The organism is Affinundibacterium danionis (genome assembly GCF_042432465.1).
Taxonomy (GTDB): Bacteria; Pseudomonadota; Gammaproteobacteria; order Burkholderiales; family Burkholderiaceae_D; genus Undibacterium; species Undibacterium danionis.
On sequence record NZ_JBHLXJ010000009.1, the window covers coordinates 589,647 to 611,060 of the forward strand.

Below are 21,414 nucleotides of genomic sequence, written 5' to 3' on the forward strand. Positions count from 1 at the left end.
TTTATGTAGCTACACAGTGGCTGATCTCGGCCTAGCAATGTTTGAATTAGTTTTTGCTAGTTTTGACATTGTGAAAAAATCTAAAACGATTATATGAACCAAGAAAATTTCAAAACACTATTTGATCTGGTTGTTATAGGCGCAGGTGCCGCAGGCATGATGTGCGCGGCGACAGCAGGGCAACGTGGTAAACGCGTTTTATTGATTGATCATGCGACGAAACTGGCTGAAAAAATACGAATTTCTGGTGGCGGTCGCTGTAATTTTACGAATCTATATGCAAGCCCCCAAAATTTCTTATCAGAGAATCCGCATTTTTGTAAAAGTGCCTTGTCGCGCTACACGCCACAGGATTTTTTGAGCTTAGTGAAGCGTTATAAAATTGCTTTTCATGAAAAGCATAAAGGTCAATTATTTTGCGACGATAGTGCGGAAGATATTATTCGCATGTTGAAATCGGAATGTGATCTCGGTAAGGTGGAATGGCGTATGCCTTGCTCGGTGCAATCTCTAACAAAGGCCGAGTCAGGATTTCAGATTCAGACGGATCAGGGTTTGGTAAAAAGTAAGAACGTGGTTGTAGCAACTGGAGGCTTGTCTATCCCTAAAATTGGTGCAACGGATTTCTCTTTCCGTATAGCGAAAGAATTTCAGTTGAAAGTGATAGAGCCACGTCCCGCCTTAGTGCCGCTGACTTTTGATGCATCAAGCTGGGAGCCTTTTGTGCCTCTGTCGGGCATCTCTTTAGAAGTCGATATAGACACGGGCGAGAAAAAAAATAAGGCCGTATTTCGCGAAGACTTATTATTTACCCATCGTGGTTTGTCGGGGCCGGCGGTACTACAGATATCCAGTTTTTGGCAATCAGGGCAAGTAATTCGGGTGAACTTATTACCAGAAATCGATCTTGCTCAAGATTTAATTGATGCAAAAAGCACCACGAAGAAAAATTTATCAAATTATTTGGCCGCTTTTTTGCCAGCGCGTCTGGTTGACGGTTTGCTGTTGGCGCATGGCTTTGATGGTGCTTTGAGAATCGCCGATATGCAAGATAAACGGCTCCGTCTGTTAGGCGAAAAACTCAATCGATGGGAGCTGCTGCCGAATGGTTCGGAAGGGTATCGTAAGGCTGAAGTTACCCGTGGCGGCGTGGACACGCGTGAGTTGTCGCAGCAAAATATGATGGTGAAGCAAGTCCCTGGGTTGTATTTCATTGGCGAAGCGGTTGATGTCACGGGCTGGTTGGGTGGTTTTAACTTCCAATGGGCGTGGGCTTCTGGTGCGGCGGCGGGAGCCTCAATTGAGTAATTTAAGGGCTTGTCGTAAAAATGCTGCAATAACATCTCATTTTTTTGCATAAGTTTTCATCAGTTAACTTCCCTATTTACGAATTTGCTGATATTATTTCGGTCTTCCTATAATTTTTAATTGGTTCGAACTTACATGACCACAATTCGCCTTAAAGAAAACGAGCCGTTCGAAGTCGCCATGCGTCGCTTCAAGCGCACCATCGAAAAGACCGGTCTGTTGACCGAATTGCGTGCTCGCGAGTTTTACGAAAAGCCAACTGCAGAACGCAAGCGTCGTTTAGCTGCTGCTGTTAAACGTCACTACAAACGTATTCGTAGTCAGCAATTGCCTAAGAAAATGTATTAATTCTGATTGGTATTAAGCTGTTTGGCATTGAGTCGATTTTTAATCAATTTAATGTCTGATAGTGCTAGTCAATTTTAGGTTTGCATGCCCGCTCCGGTATACCGCAGCGGGCTTTCTTATTTATATTGTTAAATTTTTTTGTTTGTTGCTTCTTGTATTAAATGCTTTGTGGCGGCATTGCTAATTTCTCTGGTCGCCCCAATATTAATTTAAAGAAGTAAGATTTTTTAGAGGACATTATGAGCTTAAAAGAACAAATCACCGAAGATATGAAATCGGCAATGCGTGCCAAAGATACGGCTAAGCTCAGTGCTATCCGTTTAATTACTGCTGCGATTAAACAAAAAGAAGTTGATGAACGTATTGAGCTTAATGATGCGATGGTGCTGGCGATCATAGAAAAAATGATCAAGCAGCGCAAAGATTCCATCACTCAATTTGAAGCGGGTGGACGTCAGGATTTGGCTGATATCGAAAAGGCGGAGTTGGTCATTCTTGCAGCGTATATGCCGGCCGGCCTCAGTGATGCAGAAATGCAAGCGGCAGTGGCAGAAGCAGTTGCAGAAGTTGGTGCGACAGGTCCGCAAGATATGGGTAAATTGATGGCTGTATTAAAACCAAAATTGGCCGGGCGCGCAGATATGACTGTGGTTTCGGGTTTGGTAAAAGCAGCGTTGGCGAAGTAAATTTTTTGTATTTTACGTGCCTTGGCGAACTTGAGTTTTCGTTCGGCATGTGAACGGTTTATCTGAACATCATATTGCGGCTTCGGAAGTTTATTCTTCTCGAAGCCGTAAAGTCTTATTGCATGGGATTTTTACGTGATTCCTCAAAGTTTCATTCAGGATTTGCTGGCACGCGTTGACATTGTTGATGTTGTGGGCAAGTACGTGCAATTAAAAAAAGGTGGCGCAAACTATATGGGTTTGTGCCCGTTTCATAACGAAAAATCACCTAGTTTTACGGTCAGTCCGACTAAGCAGTTTTATCATTGTTTTGGCTGTGGTGCGCATGGCACGTCCATCGGCTTTTTGATGGAATATTCCGGCCTGAGTTTCGTCGATGCAGTTAAAGATTTAGCGTTAAATAATGGCATGATTGTGCCGGAGGATGATCGCCTATTGCCTGCGCAGCGCGCAGAAGTGACTGCGAAAAGTCTGGCACTGAGTGAGGTGATGACGAAGGCATGCGACTACTATCGCCAACAATTGCGTAGTGCTGATACGGCAATTCAATATTTGAAGCGGCGCGGAGTGACTGGCGAGATTGCTGCTAGATTTGGCTTAGGTTATGCACCAGACGCTTGGGATAGTTTGCGTTCTGTTTTTGTTGAATATAATGCCTCGGCGTTAGCTGAGTCGGGCATGGTTATTGACAAAAGTGATGATGAAGGCGCGCATCGCAAGCGCTATGATCGTTTTCGTGATCGTATTATGTTTCCGATTCGCAATACAAAAGGGCAGGTGATCGGTTTCGGTGGGCGTATCTTGGATCAAGGCGAGCCCAAGTATTTGAATTCGCCAGAAACGCCGCTCTATCAAAAAGGCTTGGAGTTATATGGCTTGTTTGAGGCAAGACAGGCAATCCGTGACGCGGGTTATGTCTTGGTAACCGAAGGGTATATGGATGTGGTGGCCTTAGCGCAGCTTGGTTTCCCGCAAGCGGTCGCGACCTTGGGGACTGCCTGTACGCCAACGCATGTGCAAAAATTATTGCGACAAACTGATCAGGTGGTATTCAGTTTTGATGGTGATAGTGCCGGGCGGCGAGCGGCAAGGCGGGCGCTAGACGCTTGTTTGGCTCACGTGAATGATAATAAAATCATCAAGTTCTTATTTTTACCAGTTGAGCATGATCCTGATAGTTTTGTGCGTACTTTTGGTGCTGATGCTTTTGCGGCAGAGGTGCAAGGAGCTATGCCACTATCTCAGTTTTTTATCAAAGAAGTGAGTGGCGAGAATGATTTAAGTACCGCTGAAGGGAGAGCCAAGACGCAATTTGATGCCAAGCCTTTATTGCAACAAATGGCGCCCTCTGGTTTGCGACTTCAATTGGTGCGAAATTTGGCGCAAATTACTCAATCTACTGCGGCAGAAATAGAAGCTTTGTTTGAGTTGAGTCAGCCAGTGGCAAGAGTCAAAATTGCGCCGCCTAAGAGTCGACGTAGCGCACCTGTTGGTTTGGAGCGACAAGTTTTGCGGATTTTGGTCGCACATCCCTCGCTAGCTGTCATGATGACTCCAGCGATGATGGATGATGCTGCAAAAATTGCACCGGATGGTGCGGAAATGTTAAGACAGTTGGTGTTGATTGCTCAGCCTATGGGAGAGCAAGCTAACTTTGCTGCATTGGCAGAAAATTTGCGGGCTACTAGTGCAGATTTTGATCCTTTGATTGCAGAAATTGCCGAGCAAGTTGAGTCGGATGTTGATGTTGTTGCTATGGAGTTGGCTGGCGCTTTGCGTCAAATTCGCACCCAAGTACTCAAAATGGAGATGGAGCAATTGGCCCAGCGTGGTTTACGTGAGGCGCAAGATGTCGCCAGGTATAGAGAAATTATGCAATTGCAGGATGCTATCCGGCGTGAGGCTGAAGTTGAGGCTGCTGGGCGGCCGATCAATTAACGGCTAGCTGCCGATATATTAAGTAGTAATGCGGTAAATTTGTAAAAAAAGCTAAAAAATTGCTTCAGTGGAATGCGTAATCTATAAGCATTTGATTGAGTAAAAGAGAGGCAAGTGCTATAATTAAAGGCTTTCGATTCAAGGTCTTAGGTTGTTTTCATTCTTTGTTGCGGCCGTCAGGCTTGTTCATACAAGAATGTGTTGTTTAGGTGAGCGTAGGCTCCTCCGAGTAACCCAAAACACCGATGCAAAGACAAGTAGTTTGAATGAAGAAATGTCGCGCTGTCCCACAGAGTGTTACTGTAGGCGGTGCTTTGTTTTTTATATGATTCAACTCTTAGGTTGGCATCGGTTGGTTTGATTCAATGGCTAGTGCAATGAAGAAACCCGCGAAAAAACTGACACCCGTAGTTACGAAGAGTCCCACTAAAACCGTTGCTGCAAAAAAAGCGACAACGACACCAGCCAAGCTTAATGCTAAGCCTGCCGCCAAAGTTGCCAAGCCTGCGGCTAAAACCGCTAGCACCAAATCGGTCGTTAAGCCTGCTGCAAAAAAAATTAGCGCGAAAGTTCCCGTAAAGCCTGCGGCAAAAGTAGCCGCGAAGATCGCCGAAAAAGTAACAGCCAAGCCGGCAACTAAGCCAGCTGCAAAATCGGTTGCGAAAGCAGCAGTCGCTACTAAAACGAAAATAAAAACGGTAGAAAAATCTCAGACGAAACCGGTAAAAGCAAGCACTAATGCAACTACAAATGCAACTAAAGCCTCAGAGAAAAAAGTCCTTGCGAAAGACGTTAAACCGCCTAAAGTAGAAGCGAAGCCAGTAAAATTGGCTGAGAGCAAGATTTCAAGTAAAGATGTAAAATCGACGGCGACCAAAAAGGAAGTTGAAGTGCCAAAAACACGTGCCACAAAAAATGAGCCTAAAGCGGAACCGAAACAAAGTAAGAGTGTCGAAAAACATTCTGCAAAATCAGTCGAAACGCCGTCATCAGCAACAAAGAAAGCCTCTGTGATTACCAAAGCATCAAACGCAAGTAACAAAACTGAAAAAGCTGACCACGCTGAAGAAAAACCAGCGAAAAAGTCGGCTAAAACTGTCGCGAAACATGAAAAGGCACCTGAAGTGCAAGAGATCAAAACAGGATCTGCGCCGACGGTGAGTCAAACTACAGATGCGGCTTTGTTGGCTAGCATTGATACCTCAGGTTATGTGTTGCCGGGTGTGAAAGTGCCTGGGCGCCGTGGCCGCAAACCAAAAGAATATCAGCCTGAAAATGAAGAGATGGCGGCGCTCAACGCAGTAGAACGCGCTGAGATGAAGGCTCTCGACAAAGCCAAAGCTAAAGACCGTAAAGCAAAAGAAAAAGCTTTATTAAAAGATGCCTTCTCAGCGGATCCAGAAGCGACTGCTGAAGAATTAGAGCGTCGTCGCCAACGCTTGAAAACCCTGATTAAGATGGGTAAAGATCGTGGCTATTTGACCTTCGCAGAGATCAATGATCACTTGCCAGAAAATGTGGTTGATCCAGAGGCGATTGAAGGCATTATCAGCACCTTCAATGACATGGGTGTCGCGGTCTACGAACAAGCACCTGATGCGGAAGCTTTGCTGTTATCTGATAACGTAGTTACCGTTGCGAGTGATGATGATGAGGTTGAGGCGGCTGCGGAAGCTGCGTTGTCTACTGTCGATTCGGATTTCGGCCGAACCACTGACCCTGTGCGTATGTACATGCGTGAAATGGGTACGGTTGAGTTGTTGACGCGTGAAGGCGAGATCGTTATCGCCAAGAAGATCGAAGAAGGTCTGAAAGACATGATACAAGCGATCTCCGCTTGTCCAACCACGATTGCAGAAATCCTTGCTCAAGCAGAGCGTATCGCGACTGATGAGATTAAAGTTGATGATATGGTCGATGGCTTGGTCGATCCAAACGCCGAGACTGAGGAAGAAAAAGCACCTGTCGTCGTTGCTGAAAGTGACGAGGACGAAGAAGATGACGAGGATGAGGACGAAGAGGAAGAAGAGGAAGAGGACAGTGCTGCTGTGGCTGCCGGTATCTCAGCCGAACAGTTGGAGCAGTTGAAGCGCGACTCACTCGCCAAATTCGCGATCATCTCCGAAAATTTTGACAAAATGCGTAAAGCTTTCGAAAAAGAAGGCTATAACTCTAAAAACTATATCAAGGCGCAAGAAGCCATTTCTAGTGAGTTGCTGGGTATTCGTTTTACCGCGAAAGTAGTTGAAAAATTATGTGATACTTTGCGCGGTCAAGTAGATGAAGTGCGCCATGTAGAGAAGCAAATTTTGGATGTGGTGGTGAATCGCTGCGGTATGCCGCGTTCCCATTTCATTAAAGTTTTCCCTGGTAATGAAACCAATCTTGCTTGGGTGGATGGTGAAGTGAATGCTGGGCATTCGTACAGTGCGATCTTAGGTCGTAATGTACCTAGCGTTCAGCAATTACAACAAAAATTGATCGACTTGCAAGCACGTGTCGTATTGCCTCTGCCAGATTTGCGTGGCATCAATAAAAAGATGTCTGCAGGTGAAATGAAGGCACGCAAAGCGAAACGTGAAATGACTGAAGCGAACTTGCGTCTGGTGATTTCTATCGCGAAGAAATATACCAATCGTGGTTTGCAATTCTTGGATTTGATCCAAGAAGGTAATATCGGTTTGATGAAAGCCGTTGATAAGTTTGAATATCGTCGTGGTTATAAATTTTCGACTTATGCTACTTGGTGGATTCGTCAGGCTATTACGCGGTCTATCGCAGATCAGGCTCGCACGATTCGTATTCCTGTTCATATGATAGAGACGATCAATAAAATGAATCGTATCTCACGTCAGATTTTGCAAGAGACCGGTGCAGAACCCGATCCAGCAACTTTGGCAATCAAGATGGAAATGCCAGAAGATAAGATTCGCAAGATCATGAAGATCGCGAAAGAACCAATCTCGATGGAAACACCGATTGGTGATGACGATGATTCTCACTTAGGTGATTTTATTGAAGATAATCACACGCTTGCACCAGCCGATGCCGCTTTGCATGCATCGATGCGCAATGTAGTGAAAGATGTGTTGGATTCTTTAACGCCACGCGAAGCAAAAGTCTTGCGGATGCGATTTGGTGTAGAGATGTCAACCGATCATACTTTGGAAGAAGTGGGTAAACAATTTGACGTAACGCGTGAGCGCATTCGACAAATAGAAGCAAAAGCGCTGCGTAAGCTACGCCACCCATCACGTTCAGATAAGTTGAAGAGCTTCCTCGAAGGTAATTAAGGTTATTGATTATCGAGCGAGTAGGTAACAGAAAATGGCTCGTCAGTAACTGCAATAAAACCGTGCGATTGAAAGATCGTGCGGTTTTGTTTTTTTTGCGCAGTGCTTGAATGTTCAAATTAAATATAAATGCATTTGAATAGCTTGAAGAATCGCGCATTTATACTCTGTAAGTCTTGTGTCAATTACGCCTAATGTAATACAATGAGCGCTCATTTTCTGGGGCGCATTCGTGCTTTAGCAAATAGGGCCTCTAGCTCATGTTGGTTAGAGCAGCGGACTCATAATCCGTTGGTACCGTGTTCGACTCACGGGAGGCCCACCAATTTATCGTGGTTGTTATTGCGATATCGTCTATTTTTTACTCAATAATCCTTGATTCCGTTTTGAAAAGAAGATATCCACACGCATAGTGTTATAATGCGCGTCTATTGAAACACACCCACGCCTTTACTTTTGCTGACGCAACATCACGAATTCCTTCACTTGATGCCGTGTTAGACCCACGGGAGGCACACTATGCAAAACATGACCGATACGCCGTTACAGACAGCCGCCGAGCCCGTCGCTGATACCCTTCGCTTTGATTCCTTTGGTTTAGCGCCAGAAATTTTACGTGCTTTAAATGATCAGGGTTACGTGCATCCGACACCAATTCAAGCACAAGCGATTCCTGTGGTTTTACAAGGTCGTGATGTGATGGGTGCTGCTCAGACTGGAACGGGTAAGACTGCTGGTTTTTCGTTACCGATTATTCAGTTGTTGATGGCGCATGCGAATAACAGCGCATCGCCTGCTCGTCACCCTGTGCGCGCTTTAATTTTGACACCAACTCGTGAGTTGGCGGATCAAGTCGCAGAGAATGTGAAGGCATATTCACGTCATACTCATTTGCGCGCTACCGTGGTATTTGGTGGTGTTGATATGGCACCGCAAACCGCAATTTTACGCAATGGTGTTGAAATTGTGATCGCAACACCTGGACGCTTGTTGGACCACGTCCAGCAAAAAACGGTGAATTTGTCTCAAACCCAAATCTTGATTATGGATGAGGCAGACCGTATGCTAGATATGGGCTTTTTGCCTGATCTTCAGCGCATCATTAATCTCTTGCCAAAACAACGTCAAAACTTGATGTTCTCCGCGACTTTTTCACCTGAAATCAAAAAACTGTCAGCTAGTTTTTTAAATGATCCGGTGACGATAGAAGTGGCGCGTAGTAATGCAACTTCTGAAAATGTAACCCAGGTTTTATATAAAGTAGCGGAAGATGAAAAGCGAGATGCGGTCGCTTTTATCATTCGTGAACGGGGCTTGAAACAAGTTATCGTGTTCTCTAATACCAAGATTGGTGCATCACGTGTCGCGGTGCATTTGGTTAAGCAAGGTATTAAGGCAACCGCGATTCACGGTGATAAATCGCAACAGGAGCGCATGGCCGCACTCGAAGCATTTAAGCGTGGTGAGGTGGAAATTTTAGTCGCTACCGACGTTGCGGCTCGTGGCTTGGATATTTCTGAAATGCCTTGTGTGATTAACTTCGATTTGCCGTACAACGCAGAAGATTATGTACATCGCATTGGGCGCACTGGTCGTGCGGGCGCGAAGGGTGATGCCATTTCTTTGCATACCGATAAAGATGAGCGCTTGTTAGTCGATATTGAAAAATTGATTAAGCAGAAAATTGTGCGCTTACAATTAGCTGGTTTTATCGCTACGTCACTTCATACAGAACGTAAAGTTGCTTCGTTTGTTGAGCGTGGCGGTATGAATAAACAGCTTGATCGACCTGCTCGTAGCTATCAGGCTCCGCGTGAGAAAGTTGATCCATGGTTTTTAAAACCCTATGAACCCAGTGCCAGTCCAGCTCAGGTAACGGTAGCATTAGGGGCTAAAGCAGATGCAGCGAAGCCGCAAAAGAGAGCGGCATTATTAGGTGGTTTTGGGAAGATATCCTAATTAAATATCGTAATGAATTTAGACACTTAAACCTAGGCATATAGCTATAGCGCTAGTCAGTATCTGTGAAAAAGTAACCGGCAAACATACTTTGTTTGCCGGTTTTTTTATTTAAAATTCGGTCGTTGCACTTAGTTCTCATGCTTGGACTTATGATTAGCAAGCGCCAGTTACACTGGGATATCGCAAGGACCATGCAATTATTGCCTCTTGCCAAAATCTTGATAGTTCATTACTTTCATTATTTGCTTTTGAAGATAATTGCAGTCCTAGAAATTGTGCTGCAGGTAGTAAGGCTTCTTTTAACAGATTATTATTGCCACTATCAAATGCTAGGGCGCCGGTTTGTTTAGATAGTTTTTCTCCCGCTTGATTCACGACCACTGGCACATGCAAATAGCTGGGTGTTGGTAGTCCGAGTAATTGCTGCAAATAGATTTGCCGTGCAGTAGAGTCTAATAAGTCTGCGCCGCGCACAATTGCATTAATTCCTTGTGCTGCATCGTCGACCACGACGGCCAATTGATAAGCCCAAAAACCGTCCGCTCGTTTTAAAACGAAATCACCAACATCGCGACTGAGATCCTGATTTTGTGTTCCGAATAGACGATCGTCGAAATGAAACCGAGCAGCATCTCCATCGGGTACGCGCAGGCGAAAGGAGCGTGCGGCTTTACCTTCCGGCATGCCGTTGCGACAAGTGCCTGGATAGATTTGACTATCCTCCAAACCCGCACGTAAACGTGAATCAGCAATTTCTTTGCGTGAGCAGCTACAGGCAAATACATTCGCCTGTAATTTTGCTAGCGCTTGTTGGTATAAAGCTGTACGTTGGCTTTGCCAGGTAATCTGGCCATCCCATTGCATGCCGCAGCGTTGTAGTGAGGCGATGATATCCGTATCTGCCCCCGGTACATTACGATCAAAATCAAGATCTTCGATACGCAATAGCCATTCTCCATGATGCGCTTTGGCATCTAGATAGCTCGCCATAGCCGCGACCAGAGAGCCAAAATGCAGTGGGCCAGTAGGTGAAGGGGCGAAGCGACCGCGGTAAGTGATTGGCATGTAGACGGATGAGTCAATTGATCGGAATAGTTGGACGTGAAGTTTATCAAATATTCGTTTTAAACTTGGTAGTTGTTCGTGCTTTGGCGGATCTCAAAATAAAAAAAGACAGCAATGAAAATCATGCTGTCTTTTTTAAAGCGTGTTTGCAGCGCCAACAAGATCTGTGTTATTCCGTTGGTAGCGGTTCTCTACTCATTTTTTTGCAATGAGGGCAGGATTTCGCTTCAATATACCAAGGGGACAATTGTTCACGAGGCGTTACAACAGCTCGGCACGCGAAGCATTGCTTGGTATCGGTGGCTTCTAATTTGGGATTCAACGCAGTGCGATAGTCAAATACAAAACAATCGCCATGATAATGATCGCCGCCTACTTCCTCGAAGTACTTTAGGATGCCGCCTTCTAATTGATAGACGCTTTCAAAGCCCACGTTCTGCATATGGATAGCCGCTTTTTCGCAACGAATGCCGCCGGTGCAAAAGGTCACGACAGTTTTATCGTTTAATGCATCACGGTTAGCTTCAATTACTGCGGGGAACTCGGTGAATTTGCTGATTCGGTAATCGATCGTATTATCAAAGCTACCGACATCAACTTCAAAGTCATTGCGCGTATCAACCATGACGACAGGCTTGCCATTGTCATCATGACCTTGATCCAGCCAGCGTTTCAGCGTCTTTGCTTCAACAGAAGGAGCACGACCATCTTCTGGCTTAATCAAAGGCATACGCATGGTTATGATTTCTGGCTTGAGCTTTACCAGCAATTTTGTAAAAGGCTGACGGTCAGAGAAGCTCTCTTTGGCCACGATATCGGCAAAGCGTGGGTCGCTGTGTAGCCAGTCCATATACGCATCAATTTCATGGCGTAAGCCTGCCAAAAACATATTGATGCCTTCTGGGGTCAGTAACACCGTGCCTTTTAGGTTTAATTCTTGGCACTTAGCAATAAATTCAGGACGTTTTTCTGCGGTATCGTTAAAGCTAACGAATTTGTATGCCGAAATATTGACGTAGGGAGTGGTCGAAGCTTGCATGAGGCGCTTTAATGGAATAGGTGATTAAGTCTTTGATTTTTCAGCATTGTAAGCCAAAATCGTGATTCTCGTCATGCTTGGGTGAGGGCGTAGCAGCCTAGAAATTTTTAGCTGCGGGCTGTTTAGTATGCAGAAAACGGTTCAAGAAACGATTTACGCATGGTTTGTGAACTACGTATTGAAATTGCTTGAACAAATTTGCTTGAGATTTTTTACATGTCAATTTCCATAAAATTTATCTGTAAAAAAGACAGTGAACATGTAAAGTGTCGTGCTTTTGATCGTTAAATATCGTTTTAATGGTAAAGTAAAAAACTCGGTTAAATAATAAAAATTGAATGAATTAAGAATCAATGAGCTTAGAAAATTCCCAACCTAGTCAAGATCAACAGCGCACTTCAAGCGATGCTGTGACGATGGCAATTTTTAAGCACTACGAACTTCGCCTGTGTCTGAGCACAAGCCCATCAACTCAAGTCTATGAAGCTTGGGATACACAATTACAACGCAAAGTTGTGATTAAACGCATCTCACATGCAGGTAACTCCCACGAGGCATTATTAAGAGAAGCGCGTTTGGCGGCCTCATTAAAACATGCTGCATTTGTCAAAATCCATGCGCTTGAAGAGCAAGCTGATAGCTTGTATATCGTGATGGAAATGGTGCATGGTATTAGTTTGAAAAAATGGATACAGGAGCATCATGGCAAAGAGCGTGCCGCGATTGGGCATGTTTTACATCTAGCGGCGGCCATGCAAGAAGCGCATGTACTGGGATTGGTGTATGGCGATATTAAGCCATCAAATTTAATCGTCGATGCTTCTGGTAAGCTCAGGATATTGAATTTTGGATTGGCGAGTCATCAGGCGCTTCCATCCGAGGCTATGCCTGATTTAATGGATCCTAATAGTAGTGTCGCGTATATGGCACCAGAGCGCTTTACTGCGCCAGTTGCCACTTCTGCCAGTGACGTGTTCGCGTTGGGTACCATTTGGTATGAAATGCTACATGGTGCGCTACCGCATGCGGGCGTGACGGGGCTAGCCTTAGTCGCCGCGCAGGTGCAAATTCTTGCCTCCCAGTGGCGCTGGTCAGACAAGGTTCCTGCTGAGCAAAGAAACTTAATCTTGGCGATGACTTGTGAAGCGAGTCGGCGCATTAGTGCAGCACAAGTGGTACAAGACATTAAATTGCTGACAGCCGCTGATCCCTTGTCCAATAGCTCAGCCTCCTTATCGGTCTCGGCTTTACAAGAACAATTGAAAAAGAATGCCAGTCAGCGCCGCTGGCGTTTCGCTACCATGTATTTGCTGGCGGCTGCCCTTGTTGGTGGCGTTGCGTGGCAGGCACAACCATATTGGCCAAAAATTGCGAAAGCATTGACGCCGTATTCTGAGTCGAGAGAACTTGAGTTGGGCAGTGATATGCTCGTGCTGCATACGATCAATCGTTCAGCGGACACATTGGATGCGGCCAGCGAGCATTTTATGGCAGTGCTGGAGCGTAATCCCGGGCAGGCTAAGGCGGTCGCTAGTATGTCGCTGATTTATTTATTTCGCTATAACGCCGAAAAACGAGATGAAGTTTGGTTGCAAAAGGCGAAAGCTAGTGCACAACAAGCACTCAAAATTGATAGTAATTTGGCACTCTCTCAAATTGCAGACGCGCAAATACTGATTCATCATAATAAGTTGGCGCAAGCCTTGGTTGCTGTAGATAGGGCGTTGGAACTAGAAGCAAAAAATGTTTTCGCTTGGCAGGCGAAGATGACCATATTTCTTTTGTCAAAACGTTTTGATGAAGCAATTCAATGGGCGGATAGAGGTGCGATTGAGTTTCCCAAAGATCGTATCTTACCCGAGCTGAAAGCAGCAGTTCAGAATCAGCTTGGTGATTATGTAGCTGCAGAGAAGACCATACGTCTGGCTTTGCAGCGCCAGCCTGATTCTTCAAATGGCTATGCCATTTTGGCAGCTGCTTTGCAAGGGCAAGATCGTATTTCGGACGCTTTGCAGGCATTGCAACAGGGTTTGCAAATCCACCCCTCAGCGATGCAGTACTCCATGATAGGAGAAATTAAACTGCGTCAAGGTGACTATCTTGCGGCCGCGGCTGCTTACAGAAACGCTGTTTCACCTACTCAGGGAGTAAATGGAAGTTATTTTCGTTGGATGCAATATGCCGAAGCCTTGATGTGGGTCGAAAATGGCCGTGATGAAGGTTTGAAAGCGTACCAAAAAGCGAGAGATTTGTTAGAACTGCGCCTTAAACGAGCACCAGATGATCCTAAATTGTTGGCGCAAATGGGCTTGATTCTGCTAAGGCTGGACGATAGAGCTGGCGGTTTAAATTATACTTTACAAGCTTTGGAAATCGCCCCTAAGAGTGGTGAAGTTTTGGTCAGTGCAGCAATTAACTATGAATTGCTAGGGGATAGAGTTAAGGCATTGAAGTTGATCGCAAAAGCAAAAACTATAGGCGTTGATGCTGATTGGTTAGCTCATCCCATCTTGAACTCGTTGCGCGACGATATTCGAATTAAGAAATAATTCATGTGAACGAAATTGGATTTGCTCTTGTCTTAGTTTTTTAAATTAGAATTTAATTAGATAAAAAATGTGAGACGATACCGACTTCGAAGTAACACGAAGCGCCAATTCGTTAATTTATTACAAGAATTGTTCTTAAAGGGTATCAGCGTATATGGTCACCACAAATCATTCGAAAATTCGTTTTATTGGGTATGCGATTTCAACTTTTCCTGCGCATCTTGGTGAAGGGTATGGCGGTGGAACCTATCTCGGCAATCCCAATATGGATATCGATATCGAGGCAAGAATTACGATATTAAAGAATGCTGTCGATACCGCCAAAGCGCAAATACCAGTCTGCCAAGATGACGCAAGCGTGACAAATATTTTTATGGCGCCAGAGTTTTTTTTCCATAGTCCTCATGGCCCTTATATTTATCCTAGTTCAGATCAGGACCCTATTCCTAAAATCTTGGCGCGTTTATTAGAAACATTCAATGCAACTGATTATCCAAATTGGACTTTTGTTTTTGGAACCGCGCTAAGTGCGCAAATTGCTAATCCAGAAAAATTATTTCTTTCCGAAAGCGTAAAAGCGCGTAATGAAATCGTCAAATTTTTGGTGGCGCAAGAAGAGAAATCCGCCAGTGGTATAGCCTTGGTGGTGTCAAATACCTTAAAAGGATTTATTCGCGACTGCCAGAATTATCCTGACGTAATTGTGCGTGATCGAGCATTAATAGTCAGTAATATTCCCTTGGATTCCCCTGTTAAGCCTTTGCAAACGAAGCAAATGACGACCGAGAAATATTTTATTTCGGGTGAGGATTTTATTTTATTTGATACCGAAGGGAAGCATGATGTTGTGACGGAGCAGATGGTGGCGTATCGACACATTGATTTATCCAACGGAGATTTGAAGGAGCACCCTGACGATCTCTATGCGATTTTTAGACAAAACTATGGGGTAGATAATTTCCCTAATTATGTTGATTTTGGTGTTGAAATTTGTCTTGATCATGATGATGAACGATTGCGTCTCAATCTTGGACAAGAACCATTTCCTAATCCTAGTGATGCGGTACACGTGCAGTTGGTACCTTCTTGTGGATCAGCCATTGCAGGCGCCAGTGTAGTAACTGATTCCTATGGTTTTGTTTTTAATTGTGACGGTCAATATCCGCTCGATGGTACGCACGATCAGGCTCAGCAGGGAACTATTGGTGGTGTGCAGTGCGTCTTTGTGAATTACAACTCAAGTCCTTCGGGTGCTTATAATTATCATTCCGCACATACACAATTAGCTCGCGTGCAGAATCCTGCGCAAGGCAATAATCCCAATGCGGGCTCCGCTAGCTTTCAAACCTTGGATACAGCAGATGTATATAGTTTCCCTGTCATAGCGCCGCAGTTGGCGGTGGGGAATTTTAATGACTATTTTGCTGGAGGTCCGGGTGCCGTGCATATTTATGGTTTGCATCAGGCTTATGAGCTCTATCCTCGACCTGATACTGCAAATAAAGTGGAAAGCGACAAGGTTACAAATAGTTAGGCTGTTCCTGAATCTCAAACTTAAGTTTAAGCGCAAGCATCGTTTTTAAAGTTCATTCGGGCAGCTATTATCTTGGCCTACCTGTAGTGGTTGGCATATTGTTTGCTTTGATGTCTGCATGGACATTCCGAATTTGGTGTGCCATGCTTTATCGCGGTAGAAATTAAAATGCTTGATCGGGACATGGTTTTATTTAGCATGATGACTTAGATCAAGAACTTTCTATGTGATTATGTTTGTGCCGATTCAGGTATTAATTTCTATCGAACGTTCACATGAACGTGATTTTGTATATTCAAGAAAAATTTTACGCCCTAAGTAATATTTAATATTTCTCAAACTGGAGATCAAATTATGACGCATGGTTCTGGAAATCACACGAAGAACGCCCCACCAACGGCAGATACCACGCCACAATGCTGTAACGTGCAAAGTGTGCATGCCGCGCCGCCAACAGCAGATACCACGCCACAATGCTGTAACGTGCAAAGTGTGCATGCCGCGCCGCCAACAGCAGATACCACGCCACAATGCTGTAACGTGCAAAGTGTGCATGCCGCGCCGCCAACAGCAGATACCACGCCACAATGCTGTAACATGCAAAGTGTGCATGCCGCGCCGCCAACAGCAGATACCACGCCACAATGTTGCAATGTGCAAAGTGTGCATGCCGCGCCACCAACAGCAGATACCACGCCACAATGTTGCAATGTGCAAAGTGTGCATGCCGCGCCGCCAACAGCAGATACCACGCCACAATGCTGTAACGTGCAAAGTGCGCATGCGACGGCACCAACAGCAGATACCACGCCACAATGCTGTAACGTGCAAAGTGCGCATGCGACGGCACCAACAGCAGATACCACGCCACAATGCTGTAACGTGCAAAGTGCGCATGCGACGGCACCAACAGCAGATACCACGCCACAATGCTGTAACGTGCAAAGTGCGCATGCGACGGCACCAACAGCAGATACCACACCGCAATGTTGTAATGTGCAAAGTGCGCATGCGACGGCACCAACAGCAGATACCACACCGCAATGTTGTAATGTGCAAAGTGCACATGCAGCGCCGCCAACAGCAGATACCACGCCACAATGTTGTAATCGGTAATGTTGGTGTATCGCAACCGATTGCTTACATCTCCCCGCAAAGCTGCGGATGATAAGCTGAGCTTGCTAACTGATTGATACTTGGTCTCACTCCCATATATTGTGCATGATGATTTATTCCCTAATTTCATGCACATTTTAAGTCGAAGCGAATATCCCGCTATTGCTGTTTCATTTCTATATTGAGGATTAAACAGTAATCAATGGGCAAGCGCGCTTTTCTAATGGAAACTAATGATTGCAAGGCATTGAAAAATGTCTTGCAATTGTTTTTTTGCGTATATCTCGTAAGGACTTGTTAGAGTCCAGTTGCTTGCTGGATTAATGCGACAGATATAGATTTTATATTTGCGAAAATCAACTTCCACCGCGGAATGCTACTCCCCATCTTTTAATAAGTAGCAATGCTATCAATGATATTTTTAGTTTGAAAGTAAATGCATCAATATGTTTTTAACCGCTACTAACTTAGTGCATTATTTGATTGAACGCGGCACCGTCGACATGAATAGCGTGATGAATGGGCAGTTTGTCGTGATGGAAGCCGGGCGGCGTAATCGAAATTTCAAAGTATTGCAAAGCGCAGAGCAAGGTCTGTTCATCAAGCAAGTTAAGGTAGTTGATTCTGTCGAAAATACCACGCTGAGGCGAGAAGCGAATTGCTATCGTTTGGCACAGAACTACGCTGCGTGGTCAGAGTTGATGCCGCGTTTTGTTGATCATGATTTGACCCGTCAGTGTTTGACTGTGGGATTGTTGGATGACGCAGAAAATTTGAGCGAACATCATTGGCGTTTACAACAGTTTCCGACTTCTGTCGGTGAATTATTAGGTAGTGCATTGGGGCGCTTTCATCAGGCGACATCGGAGTTGCTAAACGATTCTGGCGCGACGCATTTTTTTCCTCGACGAATTCCTTGGATTTTCGCTTTTCATCGCGATAATAATCGTGTGAGTGGCGCTGTGATCGAGTTGGGCGAGTTGGTTAGACAGCATGCTGAGTTACATGAAAGTATGGATCGCTTACGTGAAACATGGCACTTTAATTCTGTTATTCATGGTGATGCGAAATGGGATAACTTCGTAGTTTACAAAGGACATGATGAATCGACTCACATGAAAATTGTTGATTGGGAGTTGATCGACTTTGGTGATTGCGCCTGGGATGTTGGCGGTACGCTGCATTCTTATCTAGCGCATTGGATTGCTGCGATGCCTTTTGCCGAAACGACGCAGACGGAGCAATTGATAAGTAAAACACATAGCTCGCTGATACAAATGCAGCCAGCTATGAGTGCTTATTGGTGTAGCTATTTGGCTGCATCAAAATTATCGCATGCTATGCACCAAGATTTTCTGATTCGTTGCTTAGAATATGCGGCAGCGCGTCTTCTGCAAACGGCTTTCGAATATTCGTATTATGCTGCTCAAATTTCAGCTCACGCATTGATGTTGGTGCATATTAGCCGTGAAATTTTAAAAAATCCCTCACTCGCTGCGCGTGAATTATTTGGTATTGAAATGGAAATTGCAGCATGACTTCGTCAGTATTTGTGCGTGAGATAGAACAGGTGTGTACTGATTTGCAAATACATAGTGAAAGCACTTATACGTTTCGTGGCGAACTAAACCAATTGGAGGTACATCCATCAGTTGCAGCGACTAAGCTTGAAGCAAAATCGACACATGCTGAGCCAACAAACACCGAAACATCAAAATTGCTTGTTCATAGTTTGCGCGATTTGTTTTACAACAAATGCTATATCCGAGATTGTGCAGTGGATCCATCTATGAGTGTAGATGCCAACCAGCTGATTTCTGATTTGAAGTTGGCAAACAACACGATCGATACTTGGGATGAAGGATGGAAAATTTATCAAATAGATCCCAATGGCAGAGTTTCAGTGCAAAAAGCAGATCGTAGCCGAACCGCTAATCCAGGCGAGTTTACCAAGCATAGTTACACGGGGATGCCATTAAAAAACGGTGATATCGTGAGCTTGCGCGTTTACCCCGGCTCTATTCATATGAGTGATAGTTTTTATTTTGCTTTTGGGGCTAATTTAAGCGATCAGTTTGATGAATTTTCTTTGCTGCGATTTTATTTTAATGTGAGTGCCGATAAGGCGGCACCGCTGTTATCTACTTTGAGTCAGCGCTTGAATTATTACGCGATTCCTTATCGTTTTAAGACACTCTCTTGGCCACAATTGTACCGACGTGCAGACGGTACGGTATTGTATGTGGCTCGGCGTTATTACCCCATTGTTGCTTCGCTTTTGTACGAATTTCGAGCTTATTTTTCGTCTCAATTACGAACTGAAGTGCCGATGTTTTGTAAAGTTTTTTTACCCGGTCTCGGGTTGGCAGAAGATCCCCGAAACGGCGAAAGTTTTGGTATGCATCGATGTCGTTTAATGGCTCAGGGGTTGGTGAATGCTTGGTTTGATGGCACGCAGTCGAGCGAATTGCGTTTGTACGCCATTCGAGATTGTTTTGCACAAGATGGCATTGATTGGGAGCGCCCATATTTGAATAGATCTTCTATAGATTTACCTTCAGTCGAGACTTTTTTAGGGAGCGGCTTTCAGTGAAGGATGAAAAAACACATTACTTAGAAACCGCCGATCGAATTGGTCGCCACTTATGTCGTGACGCCATTTGGGATTATGGTCGTTGTACTTGGTTGGGGTGGGCGGTTGATACGGTAAATCATCGCTGGGCGAGTGTTTATCGTTCATTACGTCATGACCTTTATGCGGGTACCAGCGGTGTCGCATTATTTATGGCGGAACTCTACCAATTTACGAGTGATAGCCAACAGCTTAAGGTGATTGATGGTGTGCTCAGACAAATTTTGAGTTCAGAGGAAATCGCGACATCAACAAAAAATTATGGTTTCTATTCTGGTTCGACTGGGATCGCTTATGCTGTGCTGCGCATGGGGCAATTGTTACAACGGGAAGAATTAGTGGCACGTGCTCTAACGATGATGGAAGCTCTGGCTACTATCTCACCCAATGCAATTCAATTAGATGTGATTAGCGGTAGTGCTGGCGTCATACCTGTTTGGTTGACGACTGCGCGCCTACATCAACGACCTGCTTTGCTGGAGGCTGCGCAGCGTCACGGCGAGAATTTATTGCAGCATGCACACCAGACCGAATTTGGCTGGTCCTGGGATACCATGCACGTACCAGGGCAAAAGCATTTAACAGGACATTCGCATGGGGTCGCCGGCATTGTCACCGCATTGTTGGAGTTGTATCAGGCTACTGGGCGCTTAGATTTTTTAAATGCTGCGCTGGAAGGTTTGCGTTATGAACGTCATTTGTTCAGTCCAGAAGCAGGAAATTGGCCTGACTTAAGAATTATGCCAGCGACCAAAGATCCATCGAATGCTCCAGCGTTTTATATGGGATGGTGTCATGGCGCGCCAGGGATAGGTTTATCTCGTCTGCGCTGTGTTGAGTTATTGCCAGATAATGTTGGGATTCGCGACGATCTAGAGGTGGCGTTGAAGTCAACGGCTGCTTCATTGAATCAAACTTGGGTGCCAGGTCATCTCAATTATTCATTATGTCATGGCGCTGCTGGTAACGCCGAGTTGATGATTATGGCAGGTCATCGTTTGCAACGCCCGGCATTAATAGAAGTCGCAGAAAAAGTCGCGGCAGATGGTATTCGTAGCTATGCCAAACAAGGGATGCCTTGGCCATGCGGTAATGGTGGTGCAGGTGAGTCACCAAATTTAATGCTGGGTACCGCGGGTATCGGACATTTTTATTTGCGTTTGTATGATAGCCAAGCTGTTGCTCCCATCTTGCTGATGGCCTGAGATGCTACTTAAGCCGCTAATTAGTTTTTAGCTCAGTTCTTCGCTTGGTCATCAGCGCCGTACTTTTATAACGATAGATCATGACGCTGGTTTGCCACCTAAATTGTAGGTCGACACCACCTAGTCCTGCGCAAACCGAGTTAAAATAAACATTACGTCGTATATACTCGGCTTTTGTATTGAAATCTTCTCATGTCCGCATCAACAGGCAATGTCACTAACGCGAAACAACTACTCCATTATCAACTAGGCGAAAGCTTGGGTGAGGGTGGTTTTGGTCAGGTTTTTCGTGCTTGGGATGATAAATTACACCGCCACGTTGCGATTAAATATTTAAAGAATCTTACCGCTGGTGTCGACTTGGTAAAAGAAGCACGTCTTGCTGCTTCGTTACAGCATCCCGCGTTCGTTAAAGTGCATGCTTTGGAACAGTCGGACGATGGTCAAGCTATCGTGATGGAGTTGGTGCCGGGCCGGACCTTGCGTCAGTTGATGGAAACTGAGCCACCATCCATCCCGCAAATACTCGACATCGTGCGCCAGATAGCGCAAGCTATGCAAGAGGCACATGACGCTGGCTTAATTCATGGCGACCTTAAACCTTCTAATTTGATGTTGGACGAAGCCGCTACGCGGAGAAAACAAAGCATACCAACTCCGAAATTCAAAATTACAATTCTATCTCAAGCCTTCAACGGTGAAGGCACTATTTTGAGGAGAATTGATCATGAATCACGAC

General features: G+C 45.0%; 15 protein-coding genes and 1 tRNA gene. 14 read left to right on the forward strand and 2 right to left on the reverse strand.

From position 1 onward, the window contains the following. Window positions 1-93: 93 nt before the first annotated feature. The 7 genes from ACFFJH_RS10710 (at window position 94) to ACFFJH_RS10740 (ending at window position 9,532) form a co-directional block, all read left to right on the forward strand. Window positions 94-1,308 (forward strand): BaiN/RdsA family NAD(P)/FAD-dependent oxidoreductase, encoded by a 1,215-nt coding sequence (locus tag ACFFJH_RS10710; protein ID WP_390212358.1) that lies wholly within the window; start codon window positions 94-96, stop codon window positions 1,306-1,308. A 135-nt stretch (window positions 1,309-1,443) separates the two neighbouring features. Beyond that, window positions 1,444-1,656 (forward strand): 30S ribosomal protein S21, encoded by a 213-nt coding sequence (gene rpsU, locus ACFFJH_RS10715; RefSeq protein ID WP_186891961.1) that lies wholly within the window; start codon window positions 1,444-1,446, stop codon window positions 1,654-1,656. A gap of 239 nt (window positions 1,657-1,895) precedes the next feature. Continuing rightward, window positions 1,896-2,342, forward strand: a complete 447-nt coding sequence (locus tag ACFFJH_RS10720; RefSeq protein WP_390212360.1) for a GatB/YqeY domain-containing protein — start codon at window positions 1,896-1,898, stop codon at window positions 2,340-2,342. 135 nt (window positions 2,343-2,477) lie between these two features. Continuing rightward, on the forward strand, window positions 2,478-4,280 hold the full coding sequence (gene dnaG / locus ACFFJH_RS10725) for a DNA primase (protein WP_390212363.1): 1,803 nt from the start codon (window positions 2,478-2,480) through the stop codon (window positions 4,278-4,280). Window positions 4,281-5,290: 1,010 nt separating this feature from the next. After that, entirely contained in the window at window positions 5,291-7,573 is a 2,283-nt protein-coding gene (rpoD, locus tag ACFFJH_RS10730) for an RNA polymerase sigma factor RpoD (protein ID WP_446697464.1), read from the forward strand. A gap of 247 nt (window positions 7,574-7,820) precedes the next feature. Next, window positions 7,821-7,898, forward strand: a tRNA-Ile gene (locus ACFFJH_RS10735). A gap of 203 nt (window positions 7,899-8,101) precedes the next feature. Beyond that, window positions 8,102-9,532: a DEAD/DEAH box helicase gene (locus ACFFJH_RS10740; RefSeq protein WP_390212434.1), complete on the forward strand. Its 1,431-nt coding sequence runs from the start codon at window positions 8,102-8,104 to the stop codon at window positions 9,530-9,532. A gap of 156 nt (window positions 9,533-9,688) precedes the next feature. Here ACFFJH_RS10740 and gluQRS read toward each other — a convergent pair whose 3' ends face one another. Both gluQRS and ACFFJH_RS10750 read right to left on the reverse strand, forming a co-directional pair. After that, entirely contained in the window at window positions 9,689-10,600 is a 912-nt protein-coding gene (gluQRS, locus tag ACFFJH_RS10745) for a tRNA glutamyl-Q(34) synthetase GluQRS (protein ID WP_390212365.1), read from the reverse strand. Window positions 10,601-10,769: 169 nt separating this feature from the next. Beyond that, a complete protein-coding gene (locus ACFFJH_RS10750) occupies window positions 10,770-11,639 on the reverse strand; it encodes a sulfurtransferase (RefSeq protein WP_390212368.1) in 870 nt (289 codons plus the stop codon). Between the two features lie 353 nt (window positions 11,640-11,992). Between ACFFJH_RS10750 and ACFFJH_RS10755 the strand changes: the two genes are divergently transcribed. The 7 genes from ACFFJH_RS10755 to ACFFJH_RS10785 form a co-directional block, all read left to right on the forward strand. Further along, window positions 11,993-14,188, forward strand: a complete 2,196-nt coding sequence (locus tag ACFFJH_RS10755) for a protein kinase domain-containing protein (protein WP_390212371.1) — start codon at window positions 11,993-11,995, stop codon at window positions 14,186-14,188. A gap of 154 nt (window positions 14,189-14,342) precedes the next feature. Then, window positions 14,343-15,722 (forward strand): hypothetical protein, encoded by a 1,380-nt coding sequence (locus ACFFJH_RS10760; RefSeq protein WP_390212373.1) that lies wholly within the window; start codon window positions 14,343-14,345, stop codon window positions 15,720-15,722. 354 nt (window positions 15,723-16,076) lie between these two features. Next, window positions 16,077-16,838 carry a hypothetical protein gene (locus ACFFJH_RS10765; RefSeq protein WP_390212375.1) on the forward strand — a complete coding sequence of 254 codons (762 nt, stop codon included), beginning with the start codon at window positions 16,077-16,079 and terminating at the stop codon, window positions 16,836-16,838. 446 nt (window positions 16,839-17,284) lie between these two features. Then, entirely contained in the window at window positions 17,285-18,376 is a 1,092-nt protein-coding gene (locus tag ACFFJH_RS10770) for a phosphotransferase family protein (RefSeq protein ID WP_390212376.1), read from the forward strand. After that, on the forward strand, window positions 18,373-19,431 hold the full coding sequence (locus tag ACFFJH_RS10775; protein ID WP_390212377.1) for a T3SS effector HopA1 family protein: 1,059 nt from the start codon (window positions 18,373-18,375) through the stop codon (window positions 19,429-19,431). The genes ACFFJH_RS10770 and ACFFJH_RS10775 overlap by 4 nt, the downstream gene beginning before the upstream one ends. Further along, window positions 19,428-20,675 (forward strand): lanthionine synthetase LanC family protein, encoded by a 1,248-nt coding sequence (locus tag ACFFJH_RS10780; RefSeq protein WP_390212378.1) that lies wholly within the window; start codon window positions 19,428-19,430, stop codon window positions 20,673-20,675. Before ACFFJH_RS10775 ends, ACFFJH_RS10780 begins: the two co-directional genes overlap by 4 nt. A gap of 192 nt (window positions 20,676-20,867) precedes the next feature. Further along, window positions 20,868-21,414 (forward strand): serine/threonine-protein kinase (locus ACFFJH_RS10785; RefSeq protein WP_390212379.1); only part of this gene is annotated, 547 nt, incomplete at its 3' end.

Bases quoted from the DNA above. Each gene is read 5' to 3' on its own strand.
- ACFFJH_RS10710 (WP_390212358.1), top strand. From the start codon at position 94: ATGAACCAAGAAAATTTCAAAACACTATTTGATCTGGTTGTTATAGGC.
- rpsU (WP_186891961.1), top strand. From the start codon at position 1,444: ATGACCACAATTCGCCTTAAAGAAAACGAGCCGTTCGAAGTCGCCATG.
- ACFFJH_RS10720 (WP_390212360.1), top strand. From the start codon at position 1,896: ATGAGCTTAAAAGAACAAATCACCGAAGATATGAAATCGGCAATGCGT.
- ACFFJH_RS10740 (WP_390212434.1), top strand. From the start codon at position 8,102: ATGACCGATACGCCGTTACAGACAGCCGCCGAGCCCGTCGCTGATACC.
- gluQRS (WP_390212365.1), bottom strand. From the start codon at position 10,600: ATGCCAATCACTTACCGCGGTCGCTTCGCCCCTTCACCTACTGGCCCA.
- ACFFJH_RS10750 (WP_390212368.1), bottom strand. From the start codon at position 11,639: ATGCAAGCTTCGACCACTCCCTACGTCAATATTTCGGCATACAAATTC.
- ACFFJH_RS10755 (WP_390212371.1), top strand. From the start codon at position 11,993: ATGAGCTTAGAAAATTCCCAACCTAGTCAAGATCAACAGCGCACTTCA.
- ACFFJH_RS10760 (WP_390212373.1), top strand. From the start codon at position 14,343: ATGGTCACCACAAATCATTCGAAAATTCGTTTTATTGGGTATGCGATT.
- ACFFJH_RS10765 (WP_390212375.1), top strand. From the start codon at position 16,077: ATGACGCATGGTTCTGGAAATCACACGAAGAACGCCCCACCAACGGCA.
- ACFFJH_RS10770 (WP_390212376.1), top strand. From the start codon at position 17,285: ATGTTTTTAACCGCTACTAACTTAGTGCATTATTTGATTGAACGCGGC.
- ACFFJH_RS10775 (WP_390212377.1), top strand. From the start codon at position 18,373: ATGACTTCGTCAGTATTTGTGCGTGAGATAGAACAGGTGTGTACTGAT.